The sequence below is a fragment of the uncultured Limosilactobacillus sp. genome (genome assembly GCF_934202705.1).
Taxonomy (GTDB): domain Bacteria; phylum Bacillota; class Bacilli; order Lactobacillales; family Lactobacillaceae; genus Limosilactobacillus.
Genome location: NZ_CAKPYE010000002.1, coordinates 101,279 through 125,958 on the forward strand (window position 1 = coordinate 101,279; position 24,680 = coordinate 125,958).

A 24,680-nucleotide genomic window follows, 5' to 3' on the forward strand; every position below is an offset into this window, starting at 1 on the left:
ATGGATAATTCAAATCAACCAAAAATGGATAAAAAAACGTTTTCACTAGTTGCGGTTGCCGGAACGGCCTCCTATCTTGACTCAAGTCTATTAGTTAGTCTCGGGGTCGCACTTCCCATTTGGACCAAGCTCATGCATCTCACTCCATTAGTGACGGGCTTTATTTCCACCCTCTTAACGCTGATGGTGGCCCTTGGGTCCGTAACTGGTGGTTGGCTTTCTGACCGTTTGGGTCGGGTTCGGGTCTTTAACTTAGACATTCTCTTTGTTGCCATTGGGGCACTAGTAATCGCCTTTGCACCTAACCTGGCTATTTTATTAATCGGTATCATTATTGCTGGGCTAGCTTCCGGTGCCGATCTCCCAACTTCACTCGCAGTCATTTCTGAACGGACTTCTGATAAAATGTACGGTCGGAGCATTACTATTACCCAGGTCTTTTGGACGGTGGGGATCTTGCTTTCCCAATTTATCGGCTTTCTCACTTCTGGAATGACCGTTGGTTCTGTTCGGTGGATTTTTGGTGTCATTTCATTCGTTGCCTTTTCTAACTGGTGGATTCGCGCTTTCTCTACTAAATTCAAACACATTGAAGAGTCGCTCCAGCATGCAGAAGTACAAAATACTGATGATCAAAGAGAACACCAGAAGGTTAAATTAAGCGATATTTTAAAAAACAAGCAGTACTTGAGTGTCTTAATCGCCCTCACCCTCTTCTATCTCTTCTGGAACTTACCTGCTAATACATGGGGGTCCTTTGTTAACTACTTCTTAGTCACTGTTTCTCACCGCACCCAAGCCTATGCAACGTTGATTGCGCTGGTTGCAAACTTGTTTAACTTAGCTTCTAATTCAATGTATGTTAAAGTTTCAGATACTAAATATCGGTATCCAGTAATGTATGGTGCCATTATTATCGGTTCATTAGCATTCCTTTGTGCTGGTATTTGGAGCTCAATCTGGTGGGCATTTTCCGTTGCCTATGTTTTATATTCCGCAACCAACACCTTGTGTGGTGAACCAATTTATAAAATTTGGACGCAAACTTTTTATCCAGTGAACGTCCGGGCATCCATCACCGGTTTTTCATACGGATTTGTTCGTTTCTTTACTGCCATTTTCTCATTATTCACGCCAACTTTAATGGCTTGGTCAGTCCAAAACTTTCTTTGGATCATTTTTGGATGTGCATTGTTATCAGGAGGTTTTGCCGTCTTAATTGTCAGAATGCTTCATCAGCGTGGTCTAGAATAATTATTTGTTGTAAAGGAGTTTTATTATGAAAAACTATTGGATCTGGTTCCCTGGTGACTTTGAAATTCACGAAGGGATGCGACAAAATTTCACAAGGGAAGAACGGGGCATGCGGTGGCCAGCCTATTGGGCCATCGACGACTGCTTTAAAAATGTCAAATTTGAAAACAGTTATCACCTTACCGCGCCCACTACTTTTACCGTCTATACCCACCAACAAGGCTATATCACTATTAATGACGTGAAATATCAAATTAATGAACCGATAACTTTAGATCAAGGAATGTATAACATTGTTATTTACGTTTTTAGCCCAAATGAATTACCCACTGTCTGGATTGAGGGAGCAGTCATTCATTCTGACCCAAGCTGGTTAGCAAATAATTATATTACTCAACGTCCTGTTGGTTATAGTGAATTATTTACCCATAAAACTGATAACCCCGCAAAGATTCCCTATGCCCACCATCAATTACAACCAGCTAGTTTTCAACCAAAGAACGGTGGCTTACTAATCGACTTTGGTAAAGAAATCAATGCCTCACTAAAATTTTACGATTTAGTGACACCAATTACTGTCTGCTATGGCGAATCCGCAACTGAAGCATTAGATACTGAAATGTGCTATTACCAACAGTCTGGGATTACCGAACAAACCCTGATTCCGAAACGTGCATTTCGTTATTTATTCATCCCCAATTTTACAGAGAAATCAATTCAAGTGAGTGCTGATTGTATTTCCTTACCAATGACCAACCACGCCACCTTTAAATCAGATCGCCAACTGATCAACCAAATTTGGAATGCCTCAATTCGCACCTTTAAATTGTGTAGTGATTTATTTTATATCGATGGTATCAAGCGTGATCGCTGGATCTGGGGTGGCGATGCTTACCAAGATAGTTTTATTAATCAATACTCGTTCTTTAACGAAGACGTTGATAAGCGGACCATTATTGCCTTGCGTGGTCACGATGAAGTTCACCAACACATTAACACCATCGTTGATTATTCAATGCTCTGGATTATCAGCATTTATAACCACTATCAAATGACTGCTGATCAAGAATTTCTTAAAATGATTATGCCCAGAATGGAAAAGATGATGGACTATCTATTAGCGCAAACCAACTCGCTAGGTTTTATTTATGGTCGTGATGGCGATTGGATTTTCGTAGATTGGTCTGAAATGGATAAAAAAGGGACTGTCGCCGCTGAGCAAATGTTCCTGCTACAATCATTAAAAGCCATTATTACGACTAAAAATGTCTTGGGGCAACCATCCGCAAAATACCAAGAGTATTACCATGTTTTGCAAGAAAATACGATTAAGTACTTTTGGGATTCCTCAAAAGGGGCCTTCATCGATTCATATGAATCTGGTAAGAGACACGTTACCCGTCATGCTAATATTCTAGCAATCCTCTTTGAAGTTGTTGACCCAACCAAGCAACACCAAATTTTTAAAAATGTCCTGCTGAATAACCAAATTACCAAATTGACAACCCCTTACTTTAAATTCTTTGAGCAAGATGCCCTTTGTAAACTTGGCCAATTATCACAGGTTTATCAAACAATCCAAAAATACTGGGGTTCAATGATTAAACAAGGCGCCACTACAATTTGGGAAGAATACGATCCACAAGTGAGCGGTAAAGCACGGTACGCTATGTATGGTGACCCGTTTGGCAAAAGTCTCTGTCATGCTTGGGGTGGCAGTCCTGTCTATTTATTAGGTCGTTATTTCATGGGACTCCGTCCTACTGCTCCGGGGTATGCATCTTTTGTAATTCACCCACATTTATCAATGTTTGATGAACTGAAATGTACATTACCAATCAAAGGCGGAACCGTTAGTTATCATGTTTACAACGGAAAAATTGATTTGCAAGCTGACCGCCCTGGCGGAATAGTAATTTCTGGAACAGAAAAAATTACATTGCCTCCACATCACACCGTCACGATTCCTCGAGATTAACAATTGAAGAAACTGTGACAAATATACTTTTACCAAGCGTAAAAACAACTAGCGTAGTCCGTAAATTGGGCTCCAGAGTTCGGTTATTCTGAACACTGGAGCCCGATTGATTTTAAATGTTTATTGTAATGAATCCCAAGCAGTTAATTCAATTGGCGTTTGTTTAGCAATTTGTTTAATTTCAGCCGTTAAGTACTTTTTATTAATTACGGCTTCATAGGTATATTGTTCAAACCAATTCTGACTCATAACAAAGTACCCTTGATCACCATTTTTATCACCCCAACTATTTTCAATTTTCCATCGATTAGGCTGGCCATCAACCAGATTATAACCTGTCAGCGTCATTGCATGGGTAACTTCTGCTTGATGCGTTGCTAGCCGCGCTTTCTTACTCATAGTGAAATCAATGCCCAATAGTTCTTCACGATGATAAAGTTGTGCATCCATCAGGCCACGCTTTCGATCCATTTGTTGAAGAATATCATTGCCTACCCAAATGGTCTCATTGTGATCTAATTGCTTCATTACTACCTCTTGCAACTTTTCAAATGGTACATTCACAAATTGAATTGGGATGCCTCCAATCACGTTGTCTTGTGCTGGCAATGAATACAGTTTGTAATACTCATGGTCTGGCGCATTCGTCACTACCACATAGTTATGAAGATCCGTCTTGAAATATTGATGATAAAATTCTAACGGTGTTAAAGCAGCTGCCCGATGATATTGCTGATCATCATCACGAAATTCTAAATCAAATTTAACTGGTGGTTCACCAAAGGCATACGCACATGCTCGGTAAACATCACTCAGCATTCGTTGTCGGGTTGCCTGAATTTCTTCTTCACTGGCCCGTTGATGCGCCAATTTGCGGAGAATGAGGGCATCCTTTTTCATCATATAAGTCAGTACTTCTGCAATATCAGTTGTATCTTCGGTATTAAAAGTGTCCGGCATCACATAGTGCGGCACCACACCATATTTTTCAATAATGGAAGCCGCATTGGCCCATTGGCCACCATCACTTTCCGCAGATTTTAAGTAATAATCAACTAGCCGATCAGTTAAATCACGATCCGCCGTCGCTAAGATATTAGTGAAGAATTTATTAGCCCGTTCAATTCGGTCCCAGAAAAAGAGATAGTTTTGTGACAATTCAAAGTCTTTAAAGTTATTAGCTAACGCAAACTGATGCCGTAATGTATTAAGGGTTGCAAAGGACCAGCAACGACCACTGTGTTTTTGGTTGCTAACTTTTCCCGTTTTAATTTCGTGATTAAAAACCCGATGAAGACGTTGGTTAATTTCTGGGTCCTCGCTTGTGGCTTTAATACCATTTTTTCGAACGGCCCGCTCAATCACTTTAGCTGTTCCACGTGAAACATAATTATCATGAAATTTATTCACCATTTCATTTGTAATGATCGTGTCTTTACTCATTTGCTGTACCTCTCCTTTAATTAACTTAGTTCAATTATACAACTCTAACAAAAGAGACTTATCACCAGCTCTTACTGATCATAAGTCTCATCTACAGTTATAAAATCGGTGACAATAATCGTGACGCCGTCTGCTTAAAGCGTAACCATCTTGGTTGTGCGGCAAACATTGCTGGTGTCACTACATGACTATGACGAACATCATCCATAAAAATTTGTTCCAGTCGATCAGTAATCTGCTGATCATAGATAAAACTATTAATTTCGAAGTTAAGTTTAAAGCTTCGATAATCAAGGTTAGCAGATCCAACGGAAGACATCTTGCCATCAATCATGACGGTTTTAGCGTGCAAAAATCCATTATCGTAGTAGTAAATTGTGATTCCTTCATTAGCAAGCATCCGCGCATAATACTGGGTTGCTCGATAAACAAATGGGTGATCTGGTTTACACGGAATCATGATTCGTACATCGATTCCCGAGTGCGCAGCCACTTTTAAAGCATCGATCATACTATCATCCGGGATCAAATATGGCGTCTGGATCCAAATATGGTCTTGCGCAGCGTTGATCAAACGCAAATAACCTAGTTTAATTGTTTCCATCTGGGTATCTGGACCACTAGAAACAATTTGCATGGACGTTGTTGCATTCTTTGCCTGAATCGGTGGAAAAAACCGTCGATAATGTAAAATTTGCTTGTCTGTTCCTTGCATGGTGGCGTTCCAATCACGAATGAACCGTTGTTGTAATGAATAAACACTGCCGCCCATTAATCGAAGATGAGTATCACGCCAGTAACCAAACTTCGGAAAGCGACTGAGGTATTGATCGCCGACATTAAACCCACCAACATAGCCGATCCGGCCATCAATCGTGACAATTTTACGGTGATCACGATAGTTAATCCGGAAATCAAAAAGGTTACTACGTGTCATTAAGAATTGCGCTGCTTCACCGCCATTCTCACGAAGGTGGTTGTAGAAGCTTGGCTTCACCCCACGCGATCCCCAAGAATCGTACAACACACGGACTTCGACTCCTTCAGCAGCTTTTTGCTCTAAAATGGTTCGTAACTGGTTCCCGATTTGATCGTTGTAAATTGTATAAAATTCGATATTAATACTCTTCTGCGCTGCTTCAATATCACATAACATCTGATCGAAGAGCTGATGACCATCGTTAAAAATCGTTACTTGATTATGTCGAGTAAAAAAAGCATCATCTAAGTTTTGAAATAACATTACCGTCCGCCAATACGTCCGCCGTGTTTGTTTCTTTGGCTTCATCATATTAGCAAATTGTTTCTTTTGCTCTTCAATTGCTTCCGTTAATTCTAGTTGTGTTGCCGTCTGGATTCTCTCCATCCGATGACGAGTTGGCTTCCGCCCCAAAAAAGCATACGCAATAAAACCGATAACCGGAATTAAGGTTAACACCAATAACCACGCCCAAGTTGCGGCAATATCTCGCTTTTCACGAAAGACCGTTATCAAGGCCGCAATTTCATTCACGAGGACAATCATAATTAAGATGGTTCGAATAATATTCCAAGTTAAGCCCATCATCTTGTCCTCCTTCGCCGTGATCTAATCCTAAATTTAATTTTAACGCATTCTAATCCCTGAACCAAACCGCTAATATCAGGTATAATAATGCAAAATACAATGAGGTGATGAACAATGACTCCAGAATTAGCGGTTGGCCAAATTCGGGCTTTCCACATGTTATTCAATCAAAATCCACTTTTAGCAATTATTGTTCTGGTAGCCTTAATTGCTTTGGCTTTCTACTTTAAAAATCGTTAATAAAAGGATAAAAGGGATTATAACCGATAGTCACAATAAAGACTTCTGTTATGATCCCTTTTGCTAAGCAAAAAAATGCTGCCAATTTTGTTCAATCTGTTGTTCTAATTCGATTGCGGTTCCCCTTCTCAAACAAGCAACCTCTTTATATAAGAGCTGCATCGTCTGCCAATAATTAATCTCATTAATCGACTTATGCTGTGCCCACGAGATTCCTTCCAGACCATCACTTTCAATAAACAATTGTGTAGAAGGAACCTGCTGAGCAACATTTTTGACCGCCAAATTATTAAACACATCGGGACCCACGGAAAACCAAATATTGGGTACCGCTAGATATTGTTTTAACCAGTAATTTGCGGAGTACCAATGAACCAACTTATGCACTGTTGGAAACTCCTGAATATGCTCTAAAAGTTCCCGCTCACATCCCTTAACATGTAAAACAACTGGTTTATGATAAGCAGCCGCAAATTCCAATTGTTTTTTCAAGACGGATCGTTGAATATCCAATGGCACTGCTGTCCACGTCGTATCAAGCCCGATTTCACCAACAACTGAAACCTGTGCTAGTAAGTTCATGTTAACCGTTTCCTGGATTGTTTGCCATGGGTGAACACCATAACTTAATTTTTGCTGAGCATTAACAACTTGACGATTTCTTTCATACTCTGTGTTACTTGTCGAACTGATCATACTCCGCATCTGGTGTCGTTGCTGCACCTGAATAATTTGCTGATTCTCATCATTATGACAGTGAATATCAATTAACATCACCGTACCTCAGGGGACAATGCACGATCCAGTAAATTCATAATCAGTTTAACCAGTATCCCGTCGAACACTAGCGACGACAATGCTCCACTAATAAACATCGCGATTTGTAAACTCACGCTGAAGTGGTTCCACCCATAAATGAAGTACGAAGGGATAAAACCTCCCAAGTGGGCGCCAAAAGACCCTAACAGAACGCTTCCCCAGCTGCATCGGACATACCGTGATTGCTTTGGAAAGAAACCAAGTTCATTACCAGCCCCTTGAATCAACCCTTCAACAATGGTTAGCGCACCCCATTGGCCACCGAAAAACATTTCAATCGTGGACGCGATGGTTTCACCAACAACCGAAGAACCAATCGTCGGTACCAAATAAATTGAAATCGGTCCGGCCATATACCACAACCCAGATAGAATCGTATCAACCAATGGTCCAATCCCCAGTGGGGTTAGGGCCATTTTTACCAAGTTATAAACTGTGTTAACCAGTAACATGTAGATGGCACCAAAGAGGATCCCAACTAAGGCGACCCGAATAATTGACGTCAAATTCCAATGTGTATAACGTTTAAACATTATTTTCTCCTTACTATTCTTGCCAACAGTCCAATCAATTAAAAAGGCTTCCCCGTCAGTGGAGAAGCCATTATTGGATTATTTACACATCGAAATAATTGCTGTCTCCCTCCGCTAGTGTTAACTAGATCAGGTTCTATGGGTATCTCTCAGCTAAATAAATAGCACCCCAGACAGGTTCACTTTTTTACAAAAGCAATCATAGCATACTGCTGAATAATTGCAACCAGTTGTTACTTTGCTTAAATCAATGATAACCGGCGACTAACTTAAGTAATTAATGGCAAATCCGGCAAAAAAGACCGAGATCAGGGTTACCGTTACTAGTCCGGCCGTTAACATTTTCGGCATGAAATATCTTTCCAAGGCTTGCTGTTCCTGAATTGTCCGTCCAGCACTTGCAGCGATTTCTTGTGACATAATCATTGTTGTCGGAAAGCCAAATGTACAAGTCATCCCTAAGGCAATGGCCATTGGTAATGAAATGTCACTAACCCGACTTATTAGCGTCGCCGTCAATACCGATCCAATTGTCCCTACTACCAGGCAAAGCATTAGCGGACCTAATACTACCAGCACCTGGTGCGGGCTTGTATCAGCCAGACTATCAAGAATCACCACAGTCACTAAAAAGGTAATGAGGGCGCTCGACCCGGTTTTCCCTAATATTTCCTGATCTAAAAACCCTAATTGATAGAAGAGGATTCCTAAAACAAAGCAAATCACTAGGTAATTAACTACGCCATGAACCAGCAAGCTAATTCCATAGCTCAATGATGCTACCAAACCAAGTTTCGTGAGACACATAATCGGGGTATTCATCGTATGGGTTAATGCCAACGGCTTTTTAACAGCTTGCTCGGCCGAATCGTTGATGACCTCTACCGGGAAATCACCATCTAATAACCGCTGCGACTCTTTCTTTAAAGCATATGTCGCAATTGGAATCCCAATAAAATTCTGAAACGTTAAGACCGCTAATGCATACGTGGTCAGTGTCTGTAAGTGATTAACCTTTAAAGCATTTAACAGGACTAAAGTGGCCGCATTACCTCCTGCGTAAATCGGGGCGCCAACAATTCCATAATTCTGTCTGTTCAGCAAAATCGCAACGATAATAATTAAACAACTCGCCCCAGCGGCACATAAAATTGCGATCATCACCACTTTAGACTGCCGTTTAAGTTCCGCTAAATTAATCGTTGTTCCCAATGAAACTAACATAAGACCGACAATTGCCATCCCAAAAGAATCTATTCCGCTGACCTTAAACATGTTTTGCGGAAAAATTCCTGCCCAGAACCCGAACAGGGCCAGTACTGAAATCGTGAGGACTGTATCTACTACTGCGTGAGTCTTGCGGGCAACAAATTCGCTCACCGCATATAGAACTAAAATGGTTGTTAAATCTAAGACTACGGACATTCTAAAACCTCCAAACATGTTGTGCCGTTTGTGTATACCGGTTTCTCAACTTCAAATGTGTAGTCTAGATAATGAATGCAAAAAAGACCACACAGCGTGACTGAAACTGTGCGGTCTTTATCTTTTGAGCCAGCACAGGTACGCATTGAGAAACCTCAAAATTGATCGTACCTGTGAGAAAACACGCGATGCGATCAAATAACGAACCAGACTTGCCAACTAAGTTGTTCAAAACGTGTTTTCATCATTCAAGCTCCCTTCGTCAATAAGTTGTCTTGAACAATACTGGAACCCTCCTGAAAAGTCAAGATTCAGTTTTTAAATTTGCGACATAAAATCGTGAGATATAGAAAGAAGAAAAATTTTTTATTAACCATTACTAATGTTGAATTCCCTTAATGAAGTAAAAAAGGTGCTATGGTCGCCGTTCGACCATAACACCTTATTTAGCTTGTTAACGCTTAGTCTTTCTTCTCATCCTCCGTTGAGTATTCTTGCTGATCATCCTTTTCAGCATCCTTCGCGTCAACGATTTCTAATTTACCATCCTTCATTTCAGCCACTAAGTGCTTAGCATCAAGGTGGTCAAGGTAGTAATCAGTTACCTTGTCACGAATTTGCTGTTCAATCACTCGCCGCAACGGCCGTGCACCCATCGCTTCATCATAGCCTTGGTCAATCAAGAATTGCTTAGCCGTTGGTGTGACTTTTACATCCATCTCCTTCTTAGCTAACGTCTTGTTAACATCACTGATCATCAAATCAACAATCTTTTGCAGATCATCTTTGGTTAAGCTATGGAATTCAACAATCGCATTGAACCGGTTAAGGAATTCTGGACGGAAGTAAGTGGTCAACTTCTTGATCAAGTCTTCTTCGTCTTTTTCGTCACCAAGCTTAACTGGCGCATCATTGGAGTACCCAGCGTTGGATGTGGCAATGATCACTGTGTTCTTAAAGTCAACGGTGTTACCTTGACCATCAGTCAAACGACCATCATCTAAGACTTGGAGAAGCAATGTAATCACTTGTGGATTTGCCTTTTCAATTTCATCTAAGAGAATGATGGAATATGGATGACGACGAACTTTTTCAGTCAAGGTATTCGAGTTGTCATCGTAGCCAACGTAACCAGCAGTGGTCCCAATTAGCTTGGAAACCGCAGTCCGGTCAGAGTATTCCGACATATCCAAACGGATAATGTCATTCTTCGAACCAAACATATCAAGGGCTAATTGCTTAGCCAGTTCAGTCTTACCAACCCCAGTTGGTCCAACGAAGAGGAAGCTCCCAATTGGACGGTTGCCTTCGTCAAAGCCAGCTCGGTTCCGCCGAATGGCCCGCGCAACTGCTTCAACCGCTTCATCTTGGCCAATAACTTTACCTTCAAGTCGCTTGTCCATTTCCTTTAACCGTTGAACGTCACTAGCACCAATCTTGGAAACTGGAATGCCTGTCATTTGTTCAACAGCGGCAGCAACATCTTCGGGGGTTGCCGTAACTTCTTCTTGCTTGGAATGATCCTTGATTTGTTTCTTCAAATCATCGATCTTATCCTTTGCTTCTTGCGCAGCTTTGTAATCTTCCTTTTTAGCTGCGTCCTTTTGCTTCTTTTCTTCTTGTTCAATTTCCTTTTCGATTTCTTTGACATCCTTTACCGGGTGTTTAGCAGCTAAGTGCGCCGCTGTCATATCAATCAGGTCAATTGCCTTATCTGGTAAGGACCGTTGTGGAATGTATTGAACAGAATAATCAACTGCCGCTTGCAGAACATCATCCGGCAATTTGACATTGTGATGTCGTTCGTAAAGACTCCGAATTCCCTTCAAAATTGCCAACGTATCAGCCTTGCTTGGCGCATTAACCGTTACTGGGTTAAACCGCCGTGCTAAGGCTGCGTCTTTCATAATGGTATTGCGGTACTCATCTTGAGTAGTAGCCCCAATCACCGTAATTTCACCACGTGATAAGGCTGGCTTAATAATATCAGCCATCCCCTTCGAACCACTATCGGATCCAGTCGAACCAGCGCCGATAATTTGGTGAATTTCGTCAAAGAAGAGAATGATATTTCCTGCCTTTTTGACTTCATCAATTAACTTCTGAATATTCTCTTCAAAACTACCACGGTATTGGGTACCAGCTTCCAATCCAGAAATATCAATACTGATAATTTCCTTATCCTTAATTGGCGCTGGAACATCACCGGACACAATTGCTTGTGCTAGTCCTTCAACAACCGCTGTCTTACCAACACCGGCATCACCAACTAGGACTGGATTATTCTTCGTTCGCCGACTCAAAATTTCTGCCGTTTCTTGGATTTCTTTATTTCGACCAATCACTGGGTCAAGCTTGCCTTGACGAGCTTCTTCAGTTAAATTCCGTCCTAATTTTTGGAGAACTGTTTCTTTGCCATTATTTGGTTGACCATTCGTTTGGCCCGGTTGCTGTGGCGCAGCCCCGCCAGGTAAATGTCCAGTTTGCCGATATTGAGCAAATTCTTCAGGAGTGACTTCACGACCGTTAATTAAATAACGTCGGTTATCTGAATTAAAGCCATTCATCCCTCCCATTAATTGGTTAAAAATGTCATTCATGTCGTTGTCAAATGGGTCTCTTGGATTTTGTGCCATAATACGTTCCTCCCTATTGGTTTAATTATTTTCTTATTAACATCTCAATCAAATTCATCATACAGCTAATCAGAATTAGTCGTCCAATAAATAGTGTTCTTCTAAATCGCGTAAGACTTGCCACATCTGTTGATGGCGGGCCTGTGCGATCGCATCTAGGTCACGTAAGTTTAATGACGTTGCCATTGATTGTTGTTTATTAAACGACTTATGCAAAGTGGTGTAGCCGTATCCGGAAACTTTAGCAACCTGATAAATCGTCAGGTGATTTTCATTAAGATAGCTCTTAACATCAATCCGCATTACTGCTCACTCCCTTCACATTTTGTAATTCTATTATACCATATTTGTGGTATACCACAAGTGTAATATATCAAAAAAGTGAAATAATTTTGATATTAATTATCACTTATCTTTATAATAATCGTTGACATTGATTAAATTTCGATTAGAATATAATTAATCAAATTAAAAGAGGTAACACAAATGTCAGCATTATCTTCATATCAACCAAATAATGCCTTTAGTTACTGGTTTTGGAACTCCATCTCCTAGAGCCAGTAATCTTTTGTGATGGCTTCTAGGATTAATTCATCCGGAAGCCGACCAACCTTAATTTGGCATACTACCATTTAAGAAACGAGCGCTCCCGGGTGTTGCAGGCCTCTGCAATCCCCGGGTTTTTTATTTAAAGGAGGACATTTCCATGCCAAAAATGAAAGCTAGTTTAAGCAAACAATTCAATCCTAATCTTACCCGAGTTCAACCAACTCCCATCCGCGTTTTCGATAACCAAGCAAGTCAGATCCCTGGGATTGTTAAATTAACCCTTGGTGAACCGGACTTTAACGTCCCGACAGTTGCTAAGCAAGCGGCAATTAACAGTATTAATGATAATGATTCACACTATTCTGCTGGATCAGGAACACCAGCACTCCGTAAAGCAATTGCTCATTATCTCCAGAAACACTACCGACTTAATTATGATGCCGACACTGAGATTGCCGTGACGATTGGGGCCACCGAAGCCATTTACGCATCACTCTTTGCCATTATTAGTCAGGGTGACCAAGTGTTAATCCCGACACCAACTTTCCCGCTTTATGAAGCAGTTGTTAACCTTCTCGGCGGTGAAGCTATTAATATTGATACCAGTAATCATAATTTTGTTCTTACCCCAGGCATTTTAAAGGACGCCCTTCAACATCACCAAAACGTCAAAGCCATTGTCCTGAACTATCCGTCAAACCCAACGGGTGTCACTTATTCTGCTGATCAACTAAAAGCGCTGGCGGATGTCTTAGCTGATACTAACCTTGTGGTAATCGCTGATGAGATTTACTCAGAATTGATCTACGGTGGTCACCATACCTCAATTGCTCAATTCATCCCTGACCAAACAATTGTCCTGAATGGGGCTTCTAAATCTGGTGCAATGACCGGCTATCGAATTGGTTTTATGGCAGCGCCTGCTGAACTAATGAAGCGCCTTGGAATGGTCCACTCCATTATGATTACCTCTCCTTCTGACCCCGCAATGGCTGCGGCCGTACCAATTTTTGATAGCGATGAAGGTTACCAAGCAACCCTCAAAATGAAGGACGCTTATGAAAAGCGTCGTGACTTCCTGGTAAATGCCTTAAAAAAGCTTGGTTTTTCAGTGGCAACACCAAATGGTGCATTTTATGTTTTTGCTAAATTGCCTGCTGATCAAGGTACTGATGACGTTGCATTTGCCACAAAATTAGCAAAAGATGGTAAAGTCGCTGTCATTCCTGGTTCATATTTTGGTGCTGGCGGCGCTGGTTATCTCCGGATGAGTTACGCAACCAGTATGGACAATTTGCAACTTGCAGTTGAACGCATTCAAACAATGTTAAAGAAATAGGAGGATTTTAATAATGACCAAGATCTTAATGACTAGCGTTCGTCCAGACGAACAAAAAGCAATTAATGAGTTTGCTGAAAAACATCAGGTAGAAATAGTCACAACCGCGAAACCTTTCATTGACGACGAAGTAATTGCCATGACGAAGGGAATCGATGGACTCGTTATCCAGCAGCACGCGAACGTTCCTGATAACGCATACGCCATTCTTCAGGCCAATGGGTTGAAGCAAATCAGTACCCGAACCGCCGGCGTGGATACTATTAACGTACCACTGGCTCATCAACATGGTTTGAAGGTTACTAACGTCCCTGCTTATTCTCCAAGAAGTGTTGCTGAACATGCTTTAATGCAAACCTTCCGTCTCCTCCGTAAATCGTATGCTTTTGATCACCGAGTCGCAGAAAATGACTATCGTTGGGCTGGCCTCCAGGCAATGGAAATTCATTCCGCTACCATTGGGATCATCGGTGTCGGGCGCATTGGCGGGACCCTTGCGAAACTATTAAAGGCACTTGATGCCCGTGTGCTTGGCTATGATATCAACCCCCGAGAAGAAATGAACGGGATTGTCGAATACGTCTCCAAAGAAGAATTATTGAAGCAATCAGACGTGATCTCTCTCCATGTTGATCTGAATGACAGTTCTAAAGGATTAATGACCAGCGATGACTTTAAATTAATGAAACCGACCGCAGGATTAGTAAATGCTAGTCGCGGGCCAGTAGTCGTCACGGCTGATTTAGTAACGGCCCTCCAGAATCATGAAATTGCCGCAGCCGCTTTAGACACCGTTGAAGGTGAAGAACATCTCTTCAATCAGGATCATCGCCAAGATGGTCTGGATGCATTACCACTCGTCAAACAATTACATGCGATGGACAACGTGATCCTAACTCCCCACATTGCTTTCTTTACCAATATCGCCGTTAAAAACATGGTTGATATCTCGCTGACCGATGTTTTAACCATTCTTGCTGGTCAACCTTCACCACACGAATTTAATTAATTTTAAGGAGAGTTTTTAAATGAAAGCCAAGCTCAAAGAATTAACGATGGCAACCTTAAATGGAAACGCCATTGCCATCGTCATTGCGCTAATTCCGAGTGCGCTCTTATCACAATTACTTCAGTTCTGTCCAATTAATTCCGTCACTACTGGCATCACTCATATGATTAACCTCGCCCAGGCTGCTTTTCCATTTATTGCCGCCTTTGCGGTTGGAATGATTTTAAAGTTCTCAACATTACAAGTTGGGTCAATGGCATTAGCTACGTTCGTTGCCGCAGGAAACGCGACCCCACAAAAAGCCGCCTTTTTGCTTAATGGTTCTGGAGTCATTCTTAATATCATGCTTACCACCTTCGTTGCCTCAATCGTGGTTATTCTGCTCGATCAATATCTAGGGCAATTCAAGATGATTTTAGAATCATTATTGGTGCTACTAATCGCTGGTGGAATTAGTTTACTCACCATGCCAATAATGGTGGTAATTCAAAATGCCATTGGCCAAGTCGTCCAAGCTGCAACAAGCATGTCACCACTACTAATGGGTGCTGTTCTCGGTATTATTTTTGGTGTCCTAATCGTTTCACCAATTTCATCCGTTGCAATTGCGATGGCAATCTCCCTTTCTGGCGTTGGTTCAGGAGCGGCCAATGCCGGGATCGTTGCCTGCTCATTCACACTTGCCTGGATGGGCGCTTCAGTCAACCCAATCGGGGGCACCCTTGCCCATTTCTTGGGCTCACCAAAAATTCAAATGGCTAATATGTTAGAAAAGCCTAAGCTTTTTATCCCGGTCATTATCGCTTCAGGAATCTCTGGACTTTTTGCAACCATCTTCAAAATGAACGGGACACCGTTCTCTGCAGGTTTTGGCTTTTCAGGATTGATTGGCCCCCTGACCGCTTATCAGCATTCTAGCGGTTCATTCCTGCTCTTAAGGATTATCCTCGTCTTTGTAGTAATTCCGGTCATTTGTGCTGGATTAATGAATTTCATCTTTGTGAAACGAACTTCATTCGTTCATCCAACTGATCTAAAATTAAATCTTTAATGTTTCACATGAAACAAAAAACGGGACCGCTTTTAGCGATCCCATTTTTTGTGTTATCAAGTAATTTTGTTTAGTCTTTAGTAAATACCATCATATGCCTTTTGGAAAAGCTTAACAACTTCTTCAACCGTTCCCTTCCGTGGGTTCGAGAAGGCGTTGCCGTCCTTCAAAGCATTCTTTGCCATTAATTCAAAGTCTTCCGGTTTGGCGCCAATTGCCTTAATGGAGTCAGGAATACCAATTGACTTAGCTAATTCACGCATCCCATCAATAGATTTGTGGGCTGCTTCCATTGTTGTCATTCCAGTCGTATCATACCCCATGATTTCTGCAAGCTTTGCAAAGCGGTCTGGGCATGCAATGATGTTCCATTCTTCAACTACTGGTAGCATTAAAGCACAGCAAACACCATGCGGAGCATCATATTGACCACCAAGTTGGTGAGCCATTGCATGAACGTAACCTAAGTTAGCGTTGTTGAAGGCCATTCCGGCAAGCATTTCACCTTCAACCATCTTCGTCCGTGCTTCAACATTATGACCATTGGCAACTGCTTCTGGTAAGTATTGTTGAATGATCTGAATTGCCTTTTCACATTGACTATCGGTAATGTCATTATGATCGACTGAAACAAAAGGCTCAACCGCTTGAACATATGCATCTAAACCAGTAGCCGCAGTGGTTGCTTGTGGAATATCAAGCATTAGCATTGGATCATTGAATGATACTAATGGAATATTACGCCATGAAACAACTACAAACTTCAGATGAGTATCTTCATTAGTAATTACCGCATGCCGGGTTAATTCAGAACCGGTTCCCGCAGTCGTGTTAACAGCCATCAATGGTGGTAATGGCTTGTCGAGCGTCTCAATTCCAGCAAGTTTTGTAATATCATCACCGTTGGTTAGGATAATCCCAATCCCCTTACCACAATCATGAGCAGAACCACCACCAACTGTGATAATACTGTCACATCCTTCATCCAGGTAAATTTGCTTACCCTTTTTAATATCACGAATCTTAGGGTTTTCTTCCGCCCCATCAAAGATGACGTAATCAACGCCCGCCTTTTGAAGGGAAGTAACAGTCTGATCTACTGGTCCATTTTCAATCTTGCCAATGTGACCACCAGTAACCACTAGTACCTTGTGCATTCCAAGCATCTTTGCCCGATCACCAATTTTAGCTATTACCCCTGGTCCAAAGAAGTTAACACTTGGCATTAAGAAATCAAATTGTCTTTCCATGCTGATTGCCTCCAAATAAATTCATTACAATATTGATTGTAGTACCAACTTTGTGAAAATCAACACAAATCAGTCAAGATAAAACACTTTACTTAATTTGTACCAGACAAAAAGCTCCCCAAATTGCCTTCATAATCAATTTGAGGAATTTACTAAGAGTTTGTTCACTTTTGATTTAAGGGAGAATAATAACCTGAACCTAGCTCTTTACTTTTCGTTTTTTGAACCAAAGACCAAGTAATGATAAGTCAGCAAGTCCCAGCAGCGAAGCTACTGTTGCGGATTCGCTGCTAGTTTGCGATAAGATGCCGTTACCTTTCTTGTCATCAGCCGATTACTACCTATTTATGATAAGGAAGCCCATTAATAATCGTAAAAGCACGGTATATCTGTTCAGTAAGCACCAGTCGCATTAACTTGTGCGGTAACGTAAATCTGCCAAACGAAATTTCAGCATTCGCGCGTTGTAAAACCGCTGGACTTAAACCAAGTGACCCGCCAATTACAAACGTAATGTCACTGTGGCCATACGTCGCAAGTTGATTAATTTCTTTCGCAAACGCTTCAGAAGTTCGCTCTTTTCCTTGTATTGCTAATGCAAAAACATACTCACGATCCTTAATTTTGTTTAAAATCCGCTCGCCTTCCTTCGCCATGACTTCATCCATTTCATTTTGGCTCAAAGATTCCGGAGCCGGTTTATCTGAGACTTCAACAATTTTAAATTTACAAAATCGACCTAGTCGCTTTTGATATTCTGCAATCCCATCTTTAAAATACTTTTCCTTGACCTTACCAACACCGATAATCTTAATATTCATCTTGCACCAATTCCTCATTTTTTTATTTTATTGTAACATCATGTGAATAACTGCCACTTTTCAACAATTTTTCCACAAGTTATCAACAAGTAGACGTGGATAACTTATGACGTTCGGTCTTTTTATTTTGGTCTACGCGTTATGAGCAAGCTTATTTATCCACATTGTTAACAAAAACAATCGTTCGCTATAACATCCGTCATCCCTTATCTAACATAGGTTTTCGCCACATTCATTAATATTTAATCCACTTATTAACAGTTGTGGACAAAATCTGTGGATAACTTTTTACACAACCATAAATGCCATTAAACCAACTATCAACAGGCTGTGGATAATTATGTGGATAACTTTTCCACCGTTACCAAGTTTCCACCAATTTATCAAAAATAGTTCGTAAATATTTTGGTTTTACAATTAATCAGCTTTTTTAATGTCAAGGATTCTTTCAATAACGAACAATTTTCTATTAGCACGCGTCAAGGTTCTTGCCTTGACAGCCTTTATTAACAACATAAAAAAAAGCGTGACAGTCGTCGTTAATGACTTCTGCCGCGCTCGTTTGTGAATCTCTACTAAAATCCATTATCATCATTGTCAGCTTGACCCTGTTGACCTTGTTGGTCCTGACTATCACTTTGCTGAGATGAGTCCGAATCAGAGCTATTACTTGAAGAACTATCACTTTCAGTCAGCTTGACGGTAACTGTGTGCGCTTTACCGTTCCGATAGAACGTCACTTTTGCAGACTGGCCGACCTTATACTTATACAATGCTGTTCGAAGTGAACTAACATCTGTGACGGCTTTATTACCAATCTTGGTGATAACATCATACTTCTTGATACCAGCTGCTTTAGCAGCTCCGTCATCTGTCGTGGTCATCACAACTGCACCCTTCGTCACCTTACTTGGTAGTTTGAGCACTGAAGATTGTTGATCTTGTGAAACACTGCTGAGATCGATCAAACCAATCCCTAACGATGGTCGGGTAATCTTACCATTTTTTACTAGTTGGTTGATAACCCGCACAACTTCATTACTTGGAATTGAGAAGCCCATTCCTTCAACATTGCTACCGTTAGTATCAGAAGCTAGCTTCATCGAATTAATTCCGATAACCTGGCCAGCCATATTAATCAGAGGACCACCAGAATTACCAGAGTTAATTGCCGCATCAGTTTGGATAACGCTGGTTGCTGCCGCTCCTGATTTTGCCTTGATCGTCCGGTTCTTCGCTGAAATAATTCCTTTGGTAACCGTATTAGCATATTCGCTCCCCATTGGTGATCCGATTGCTAACACGTCTTGTCCAGCCGCAATATCATTAGAATTTCCAAATGAAGCAACTGATTTAACATTAGCAGAACTAATCCGTAGAACAGCTAAATCAGTAGTCGAATCAGTTCCAACAATCTTAGCGGAAACTTCTTTTCCGTTACTCATGATAACCTTTAAGGCATTAGAACCTGAAACCACGTGGTTATTAGTTACAATATACGCGGATCCGCCATCTTTTTTATAAATAACCCCTGAACCTTCACTAACCGTCTGTAGTTTACCAGAGTTCCCTTGATTGCCGCTTTGACCAAAGAGACTGTAGATGCTTCCTGACCCTTGACGATTCTGCTGGTTAATTACCGAAACAACCGAGTCCTTAACCGATTTATAGGCCTTCGTAGATTCGTTGTTCAGATTGGCTTTGTTTTTAGTGACAGATGTCCCACCAGCTTTATTTGAACCCGCTGGCGTTCTCATTGCAATTCGTTCACGAATTCCATTAACTAGGTTGCCAATTCCAAGTGAAAGTCCACCACCGATCAAACCGGCAATTAAACCAACTAGCGCAACTTTCACCCAAAATTTGTTATTTTTGTGTTGCATAGTGCATCCTCCTATTCAGTTTTTTATTATAGAAACTAAATATGAAATAATTTTGAAATATCTATTGCCTTTTTATAACGTCATTAATTTGCTAGCTTGATCTTGGTTGGCATCATCTAAATGAAAATCATGATCAACGCCAAAATCCCGTTGTTCCAAGAAGGTTGCTACCGTTAAGTGAGCTAATGAACGGGTATTATTTTCTTGGCTCCGGTGACCAATCATTACTTCTTTAGTATGCTGACCGATCACACTAGTTAAAGCTTCTGCACCGTCCTCATTCGAGAGGTGTCCTTCATCACCAAGGATTCGTTGCTTCAACGGCCAGGAATACTTTGTACCATTAATCAACATTTCGGTATCGTGGTTACATTCCATCAGATAGGCATCCGCATCGCGGATTGTCCCAGCCACTCGTTCAGAAACATACCCAGTATCAGTCAAAATACAAAATGCTTTATTATCATGGTGGACCTGATAAAATTGTGGTTCTGCTGCATCATGGGAAACAGCGAAACTTTCGACCTGCAAATCGCCAAAGTCCTTGACAGCTCCCGGAGCAATTAAATGCTTCTGTGCCAATGGGATCTTACCAACCTTATTGGCCATTGCGTGCCAGGTCCCACGATTAGCATAAATATCTAGTCCATACCGTCGAGCCAGAACACCGACCCCATGACTATGGTCACTATGCTCATGAGTTACAAAGATTGCTTCGACATCTTTCAGTGAACGATTAATTTGCGCCATCCGCTGTTCAATTTGCTTTCCACTTAATCCTGCATCAATTAAAATGCGGTGATGAGCCGTTTCAATGTAGGTGGAATTACCCTTACTTCCACTTGCTAAAATACTATAGTGTAAATTATCCGTTGCTGCCACTGTTTGTCCTTTCCTTAATTATTACCATTCATTTTAAAAAGTGTGCCACTAAACGCATTCACTCGTAAATTTTGATTGTTATCGCCAACCTTGCTTTTTACATTCACTTTCCAAATTGGCACATAGACCACTTGATCATCATCTTTTTTTATCTTGTCATAGCCAAAAATCACATGGCGAATCCGCGAATTATTAGCAATCTGATTATGTCGATATAACCATGTCACTGCCTGTTGTTGAGAAACGGTTAATGTTCGTGGTCGTAGTGTTGTAAGGTGACTTAAATAGTTTTGCGTGTAGCCGACAACTTCATGATGACTATTTACCCGGAGTCGCAACTGTCCCGCATTATCTAAGACTGGTTGTCCGTGAATCATTTGTGCGTAAACAATTTGTCGACCTGTTGATAACTTAGCACTGTAGGTATATTCTTCACCATGAATAATCCGTTTTGAGTGGACTAGTTGATCTAATTGTTGTTGTGGATCTACCCGATTACGGATTTTAACTGGTTTTTGAAATGTGCTGGTGACCGTTCCGTTATTAAAATGCGAAGTTTGATTCTTCAGCGAGGTCACCTGTGAATCACTGGTCCATTGGTTATTCTCCTGGGCAGCCATGTAATAACCGTCGCGACGATGACTCGAAAGGTCACCAAAACTAATCATGTCACTTCTCATTTCTTTCATTGTTACTTGTGACTGGCTTTGCGAACGCTTACTACTATGAAATTGCGTTCCCATCAGTAGTGAAACACAAAGACCAATATCAAGAAGGACAAAGGCAATGATAAAAATCCACTGAATTCGTTTAAAATTCATTTCTGTCCCTCCTAATTATTAACTAAGTTTTGATAGTTTTCCCAAGTATTGCGATAACGAATGTAATAAGTAGGGGTTAAAGTGACCGTCCTAGAATTTTGATTAGTATCCCATTGATAACCAATCCGAATTCCGGTCACCTCTTTAAGCTTATTCACCGATCTTAAATTATTGAAAACTACCGCCGAAGAAGGTAATGTCGTTTTTCTCTTCTTCACAGCAATTGGCACCTGCAGACTATAAATGGAAAAGTGATAACGTTCGGCGCCATCATGATTATTTTGAATTTGGACAGTCCCATAACCATCACCGTTAAAAATCGGAAAACCTTCGACAAAACTACGGTAAGTAATTGACTCGCTTTTACTATTATAAAAATCGTAACGCAGCGAATCCAGCGGAACACTCGTCCCCGCTAATTGATTATAAATATGACCAAAAATTTGTTGATAGTTGAAGTGATCAGCACGCCCAATGTAATTCTCATAGTCAAGAGAACCCTTGGTTGGATCATAAACCAATCTGCGACTGGTCCCAGCCTGATAGATAATATGACTATTTTCGCGTTGCGAAGTGACTGTTGACTTCCTTGAAGAACTATTCATTAGTGTCTGACTAACACTATCTGGATTAATTTTACTAATTTGATAACCAAAATTAGGTAATTTAGCTCCGTGCGGATATGTAACCATTGGTCGACCATTATAGATCTTATGATCAACACTAATTGATGCCCCGCCAGTTAATGACTGCCGAATCGATTTCACATTTGCATTTGTTACCTTTACTCGAAAAACCCGGTAATTATGATCACTGAGTAAATAAATTCGATTAATTTGGTTAGTTTCATTTAAAGGAATCACAATATGATTAATCATGCCCAAGCTATTGTAATTCACGTTCTGGTTAAAACTATCATTAAAAATCGTCATCGGAACGCTGGATGGGTAGGATAACATCACTGAATTATTTAACCGCAGATAATTCAGATAATTATTTTGTCGCCCTGATTCAACCCTCGTTAATCGGTGAAGCTGCCACTTTTCAATACTTTGACGTGCCGTTAAAACTGTGTTTTGCGGTTGACCATATAAGAGGTGCTGTCCTTGATCATTATTAGTTTTGATAACTTGGGTTGGTAAGTAAATATCACGCATTGACTGAGTGGTTACTTGCCGTTCTGAATTACTAGCTGTATCACCAAAAAATCGATGGTCTGATCGGTATGGATTGACCCAAACGATTCCCGAAAGAATGAGACTTACTATGACGACGATCGTTAAAATAATTGCCAACCAGTTATCTTTAAGCTTAGCTAGCATCCCATTCATCTCCTTCATCGTATGGCACATATGGTAGGGAAATGTAAAAGGTTGATCCTTTTCCTTCGATACTATCAACCCAAATTTGACCGCCTAATAAATTAACCACTTCTTTGGAAATTGCCAAACCTAAACCAGTTCCGCCTTGTTTCCGTGATCGCGCTTTATCAACTCTAAAGAAACGATCAAAGATATGGCTAATATCTTTTCGCGGAATTCCCAATCCTTGGTCCGCAATACTCATAATGACATGATTTTTCGTCTCCATTAACCGCGCGGTAATGACTCCCCCATCTGGTGAATACTTAACTGCGTTATTCATAATGTTATCGATTACTTGAGTAAATTTATCTGTGTCGATTTCAACCCAAAGATCCTTTTTGGTAATCTTCCTTTGAATCGTATATTTCTTTTGTTTTGGATCAGTTTCTTTTTTCAAAATCATATCAAAACGGTCAAGAATATAGTTAAATAATTCGTTGATATTAACATATTCTAGATTTAATTTAACCGTCCCGGAGTCCATCCTTGAGAGACTCAAAAGATCATTGATCATCCGGATCATGCGGTCCGTCTCATCCTGAACCACTTTTAAAAATCGTGGAGCAATTTCAGCATCTTTCCACGCCCCATCACTGAGCGCCTCAACATAACTTTTTACACTGGTTAATGGCGTCCGTAACTCATGAGAAACATTTGAAACGAACTGTTTCCGCTCTTGATCTTCTTTTTGTTGACTAGTAACGTCATGAAGAACGCAGACAAAGCCACTCACAAACCCGGATTCTCTTTGAACCGTTGAAAAGTAGGCTGAAAGAATCATTCCGCTGGTATCACTATTGTCGATTAAAATTTGCTGAACATCATCATCAACCAGTTCACGCATTGTGTAATCTTTTTTGATCCCTAAAATCTCTAATAACGATTTACCAATAATTTTGTCATCTTTTTGCACATCTAATAATTGCTGCGCAGTTTCATTAATAATCGTAATATTTCCTTGACGATCAGTTGCCAGAACACCATCTGACATGTGCGATAGAACACTATTTAGCCGTCGCTGTTCAGCTTCGGAAACTTCCTGGCTTTCCTCAACGCGAACAGACAAGTTATTAATAGCACCGGCCAGTTGACCTAACTCGTCATTTCCCATGACTTCAACTCGTCCAGAATAATCACCACGCGCAATCCGCAATGTTTGTTTACGCATTTCTTCAATTGGTCGAGTTATTTCCCGGGAAATGATAATCGTAATGCCCAGGCCAATAATAATGGTCACTAGGGCTGCAAAAACGTAAATTAATGAAATATTATTAATGGTTGAATAAACGCTCTCTAAACTCGCCCGCATATACACGGCACCAACAACATTATTCGCGTTATTACTGCTAAGTAATGGGACGACGTTGACGTAGTATCGATTATGATTATCGTTATCGTAAACGTTCTTGTTGTGAGACCGGTTAGTTGCTAGCACATTTTTGACTGTACTATCAGTCGTTCGTTGTCCAATCATATTACGATTGCCAGGGTTACTACTCCCACGAATAATCCCTTTACTGTCGACTACGCGAATCTCAGAAATATTATTATTGTTAACCTCAGTTAGAATTTCGCGAATTTGCCGATTGGCTTTTTTGGTATTCTTTCGGCCGAGTTGTGTTGCTAATGAGTTATCAATATAGGAAGGCAGTTCAATTTGTTGACGAAAATTAGAAAGATTTTGTCGCTCTAATTGACGCACAAAAACCGCCCCAACGATCTCAAGCGTTAACATTAGCATTAACGCAAACACCAGGGCGATTTTAAAATGAATAGATTGATAAAATTTTAGTTTGCTGTTCACAACTTATTTACC

The 24,680-nt window shown here is 40.7% G+C and carries 20 protein-coding genes and 1 riboswitch; of the genes, 6 read left to right on the forward strand and 14 right to left on the reverse strand.

The window, feature by feature from the left end:
- Both Q0C76_RS01785 and Q0C76_RS01790 read left to right on the forward strand, forming a co-directional pair.
- Nucleotides 1–1,254 (forward strand): MFS transporter, encoded by a 1,254-nt coding sequence (locus Q0C76_RS01785; protein WP_295728925.1) that lies wholly within the window; start codon nt 1–3, stop codon nt 1,252–1,254.
- Between the two features lie 25 nt (nt 1,255–1,279).
- On the forward strand, nt 1,280–3,232 hold the full coding sequence (locus Q0C76_RS01790; protein ID WP_295728927.1) for an alpha-rhamnosidase: 1,953 nt from the start codon (nt 1,280–1,282) through the stop codon (nt 3,230–3,232).
- A 120-nt stretch (nt 3,233–3,352) separates the two neighbouring features.
- On the opposite strand, the gene Q0C76_RS01795 is transcribed toward Q0C76_RS01790, so the two are convergent.
- On the reverse strand, nt 3,353–4,675 hold the full coding sequence (locus Q0C76_RS01795; RefSeq protein ID WP_295728930.1) for a C1 family peptidase: 1,323 nt from the start codon (nt 4,673–4,675) through the stop codon (nt 3,353–3,355).
- Between the two features lie 97 nt (nt 4,676–4,772).
- Nucleotides 4,773–6,239, reverse strand: coding sequence for a cardiolipin synthase (gene cls / locus Q0C76_RS01800; RefSeq protein ID WP_295729265.1), 1,467 nt, complete (start codon nt 6,237–6,239; stop codon nt 4,773–4,775).
- 117 nt (nt 6,240–6,356) lie between these two features.
- Between cls and Q0C76_RS01805 the strand changes: the two genes are divergently transcribed.
- Nucleotides 6,357–6,482, forward strand: a complete 126-nt coding sequence (locus Q0C76_RS01805; protein WP_295728933.1) for a hypothetical protein — start codon at nt 6,357–6,359, stop codon at nt 6,480–6,482.
- Nucleotides 6,483–6,545: 63 nt separating this feature from the next.
- On the opposite strand, the gene Q0C76_RS01810 is transcribed toward Q0C76_RS01805, so the two are convergent.
- The 5 genes from Q0C76_RS01810 to Q0C76_RS01830 all read right to left on the reverse strand — a co-directional run bounded on the left by Q0C76_RS01810 (nt 6,546) and on the right by Q0C76_RS01830 (nt 12,198).
- Nucleotides 6,546–7,256 (reverse strand): TatD family hydrolase, encoded by a 711-nt coding sequence (locus Q0C76_RS01810; protein ID WP_295728936.1) that lies wholly within the window; start codon nt 7,254–7,256, stop codon nt 6,546–6,548.
- Complete coding sequence (locus Q0C76_RS01815) at nt 7,256–7,834, reverse strand: ECF transporter S component (protein WP_295728939.1); 579 nt, start codon at nt 7,832–7,834, stop codon at nt 7,256–7,258. Before Q0C76_RS01815 ends, Q0C76_RS01810 begins: the two co-directional genes overlap by 1 nt.
- Before the next feature lie 89 nt (nt 7,835–7,923).
- Nucleotides 7,924–8,016: riboswitch (TPP riboswitch) on the reverse strand.
- Nucleotides 8,017–8,098: 82 nt separating this feature from the next.
- Entirely contained in the window at nt 8,099–9,259 is a 1,161-nt protein-coding gene (locus tag Q0C76_RS01820) for a hypothetical protein (protein WP_295728942.1), read from the reverse strand.
- Between the two features lie 461 nt (nt 9,260–9,720).
- Nucleotides 9,721–11,895 carry an ATP-dependent Clp protease ATP-binding subunit gene (locus Q0C76_RS01825; protein WP_295728945.1) on the reverse strand — a complete coding sequence of 725 codons (2,175 nt, stop codon included), beginning with the start codon at nt 11,893–11,895 and terminating at the stop codon, nt 9,721–9,723.
- 75 nt (nt 11,896–11,970) lie between these two features.
- Nucleotides 11,971–12,198: a transcriptional regulator gene (locus tag Q0C76_RS01830; RefSeq protein ID WP_295728947.1), complete on the reverse strand. Its 228-nt coding sequence runs from the start codon at nt 12,196–12,198 to the stop codon at nt 11,971–11,973.
- Between the two features lie 403 nt (nt 12,199–12,601).
- On the opposite strand from Q0C76_RS01830, the gene Q0C76_RS01835 reads away from it, so the two are divergent.
- From Q0C76_RS01835 to Q0C76_RS01845, 3 genes are read left to right on the forward strand one after another with little or no spacing between them, the layout of a single operon-like run.
- The gene (locus Q0C76_RS01835) at nt 12,602–13,783 is read left to right on the forward strand and encodes an aminotransferase class I/II-fold pyridoxal phosphate-dependent enzyme (RefSeq protein ID WP_295728948.1); all 1,182 of its coding nucleotides are present in this window, start codon (nt 12,602–12,604) and stop codon (nt 13,781–13,783) included.
- 13 nt (nt 13,784–13,796) lie between these two features.
- Nucleotides 13,797–14,792 (forward strand): D-2-hydroxyacid dehydrogenase, encoded by a 996-nt coding sequence (locus tag Q0C76_RS01840; RefSeq protein ID WP_295728951.1) that lies wholly within the window; start codon nt 13,797–13,799, stop codon nt 14,790–14,792.
- A gap of 19 nt (nt 14,793–14,811) precedes the next feature.
- Nucleotides 14,812–15,843, forward strand: a complete 1,032-nt coding sequence (locus Q0C76_RS01845; RefSeq protein WP_295728953.1) for a PTS sugar transporter subunit IIC — start codon at nt 14,812–14,814, stop codon at nt 15,841–15,843.
- A gap of 77 nt (nt 15,844–15,920) precedes the next feature.
- Here Q0C76_RS01845 and Q0C76_RS01850 read toward each other — a convergent pair whose 3' ends face one another.
- The 7 genes from Q0C76_RS01850 to walK form a co-directional block, all read right to left on the reverse strand.
- Nucleotides 15,921–17,093 (reverse strand): iron-containing alcohol dehydrogenase, encoded by a 1,173-nt coding sequence (locus Q0C76_RS01850; protein WP_295728956.1) that lies wholly within the window; start codon nt 17,091–17,093, stop codon nt 15,921–15,923.
- A gap of 341 nt (nt 17,094–17,434) precedes the next feature.
- Nucleotides 17,435–17,914: a 23S rRNA (pseudouridine(1915)-N(3))-methyltransferase RlmH gene (gene rlmH, locus Q0C76_RS01855; RefSeq protein ID WP_295728959.1), complete on the reverse strand. Its 480-nt coding sequence runs from the start codon at nt 17,912–17,914 to the stop codon at nt 17,435–17,437.
- Nucleotides 17,915–18,489: 575 nt separating this feature from the next.
- A complete protein-coding gene (locus Q0C76_RS01860) occupies nt 18,490–19,797 on the reverse strand; it encodes a S1C family serine protease (RefSeq protein ID WP_295728962.1) in 1,308 nt (435 codons plus the stop codon).
- Nucleotides 19,798–19,869: 72 nt separating this feature from the next.
- Nucleotides 19,870–20,679 carry an MBL fold metallo-hydrolase gene (locus Q0C76_RS01865; RefSeq protein WP_295728964.1) on the reverse strand — a complete coding sequence of 270 codons (810 nt, stop codon included), beginning with the start codon at nt 20,677–20,679 and terminating at the stop codon, nt 19,870–19,872.
- A 14-nt stretch (nt 20,680–20,693) separates the two neighbouring features.
- Nucleotides 20,694–21,500, reverse strand: a complete 807-nt coding sequence (locus Q0C76_RS01870) for a two-component system regulatory protein YycI (protein ID WP_295728967.1) — start codon at nt 21,498–21,500, stop codon at nt 20,694–20,696.
- Between the two features lie 11 nt (nt 21,501–21,511).
- Nucleotides 21,512–22,822: a two-component system activity regulator YycH gene (gene yycH / locus Q0C76_RS01875; protein WP_295728969.1), complete on the reverse strand. Its 1,311-nt coding sequence runs from the start codon at nt 22,820–22,822 to the stop codon at nt 21,512–21,514.
- Entirely contained in the window at nt 22,812–24,668 is a 1,857-nt protein-coding gene (walK, locus tag Q0C76_RS01880; protein ID WP_295728971.1) for a cell wall metabolism sensor histidine kinase WalK, read from the reverse strand. Before walK ends, yycH begins: the two co-directional genes overlap by 11 nt.
- Nucleotides 24,669–24,680: the final 12 nt, after the last annotated feature.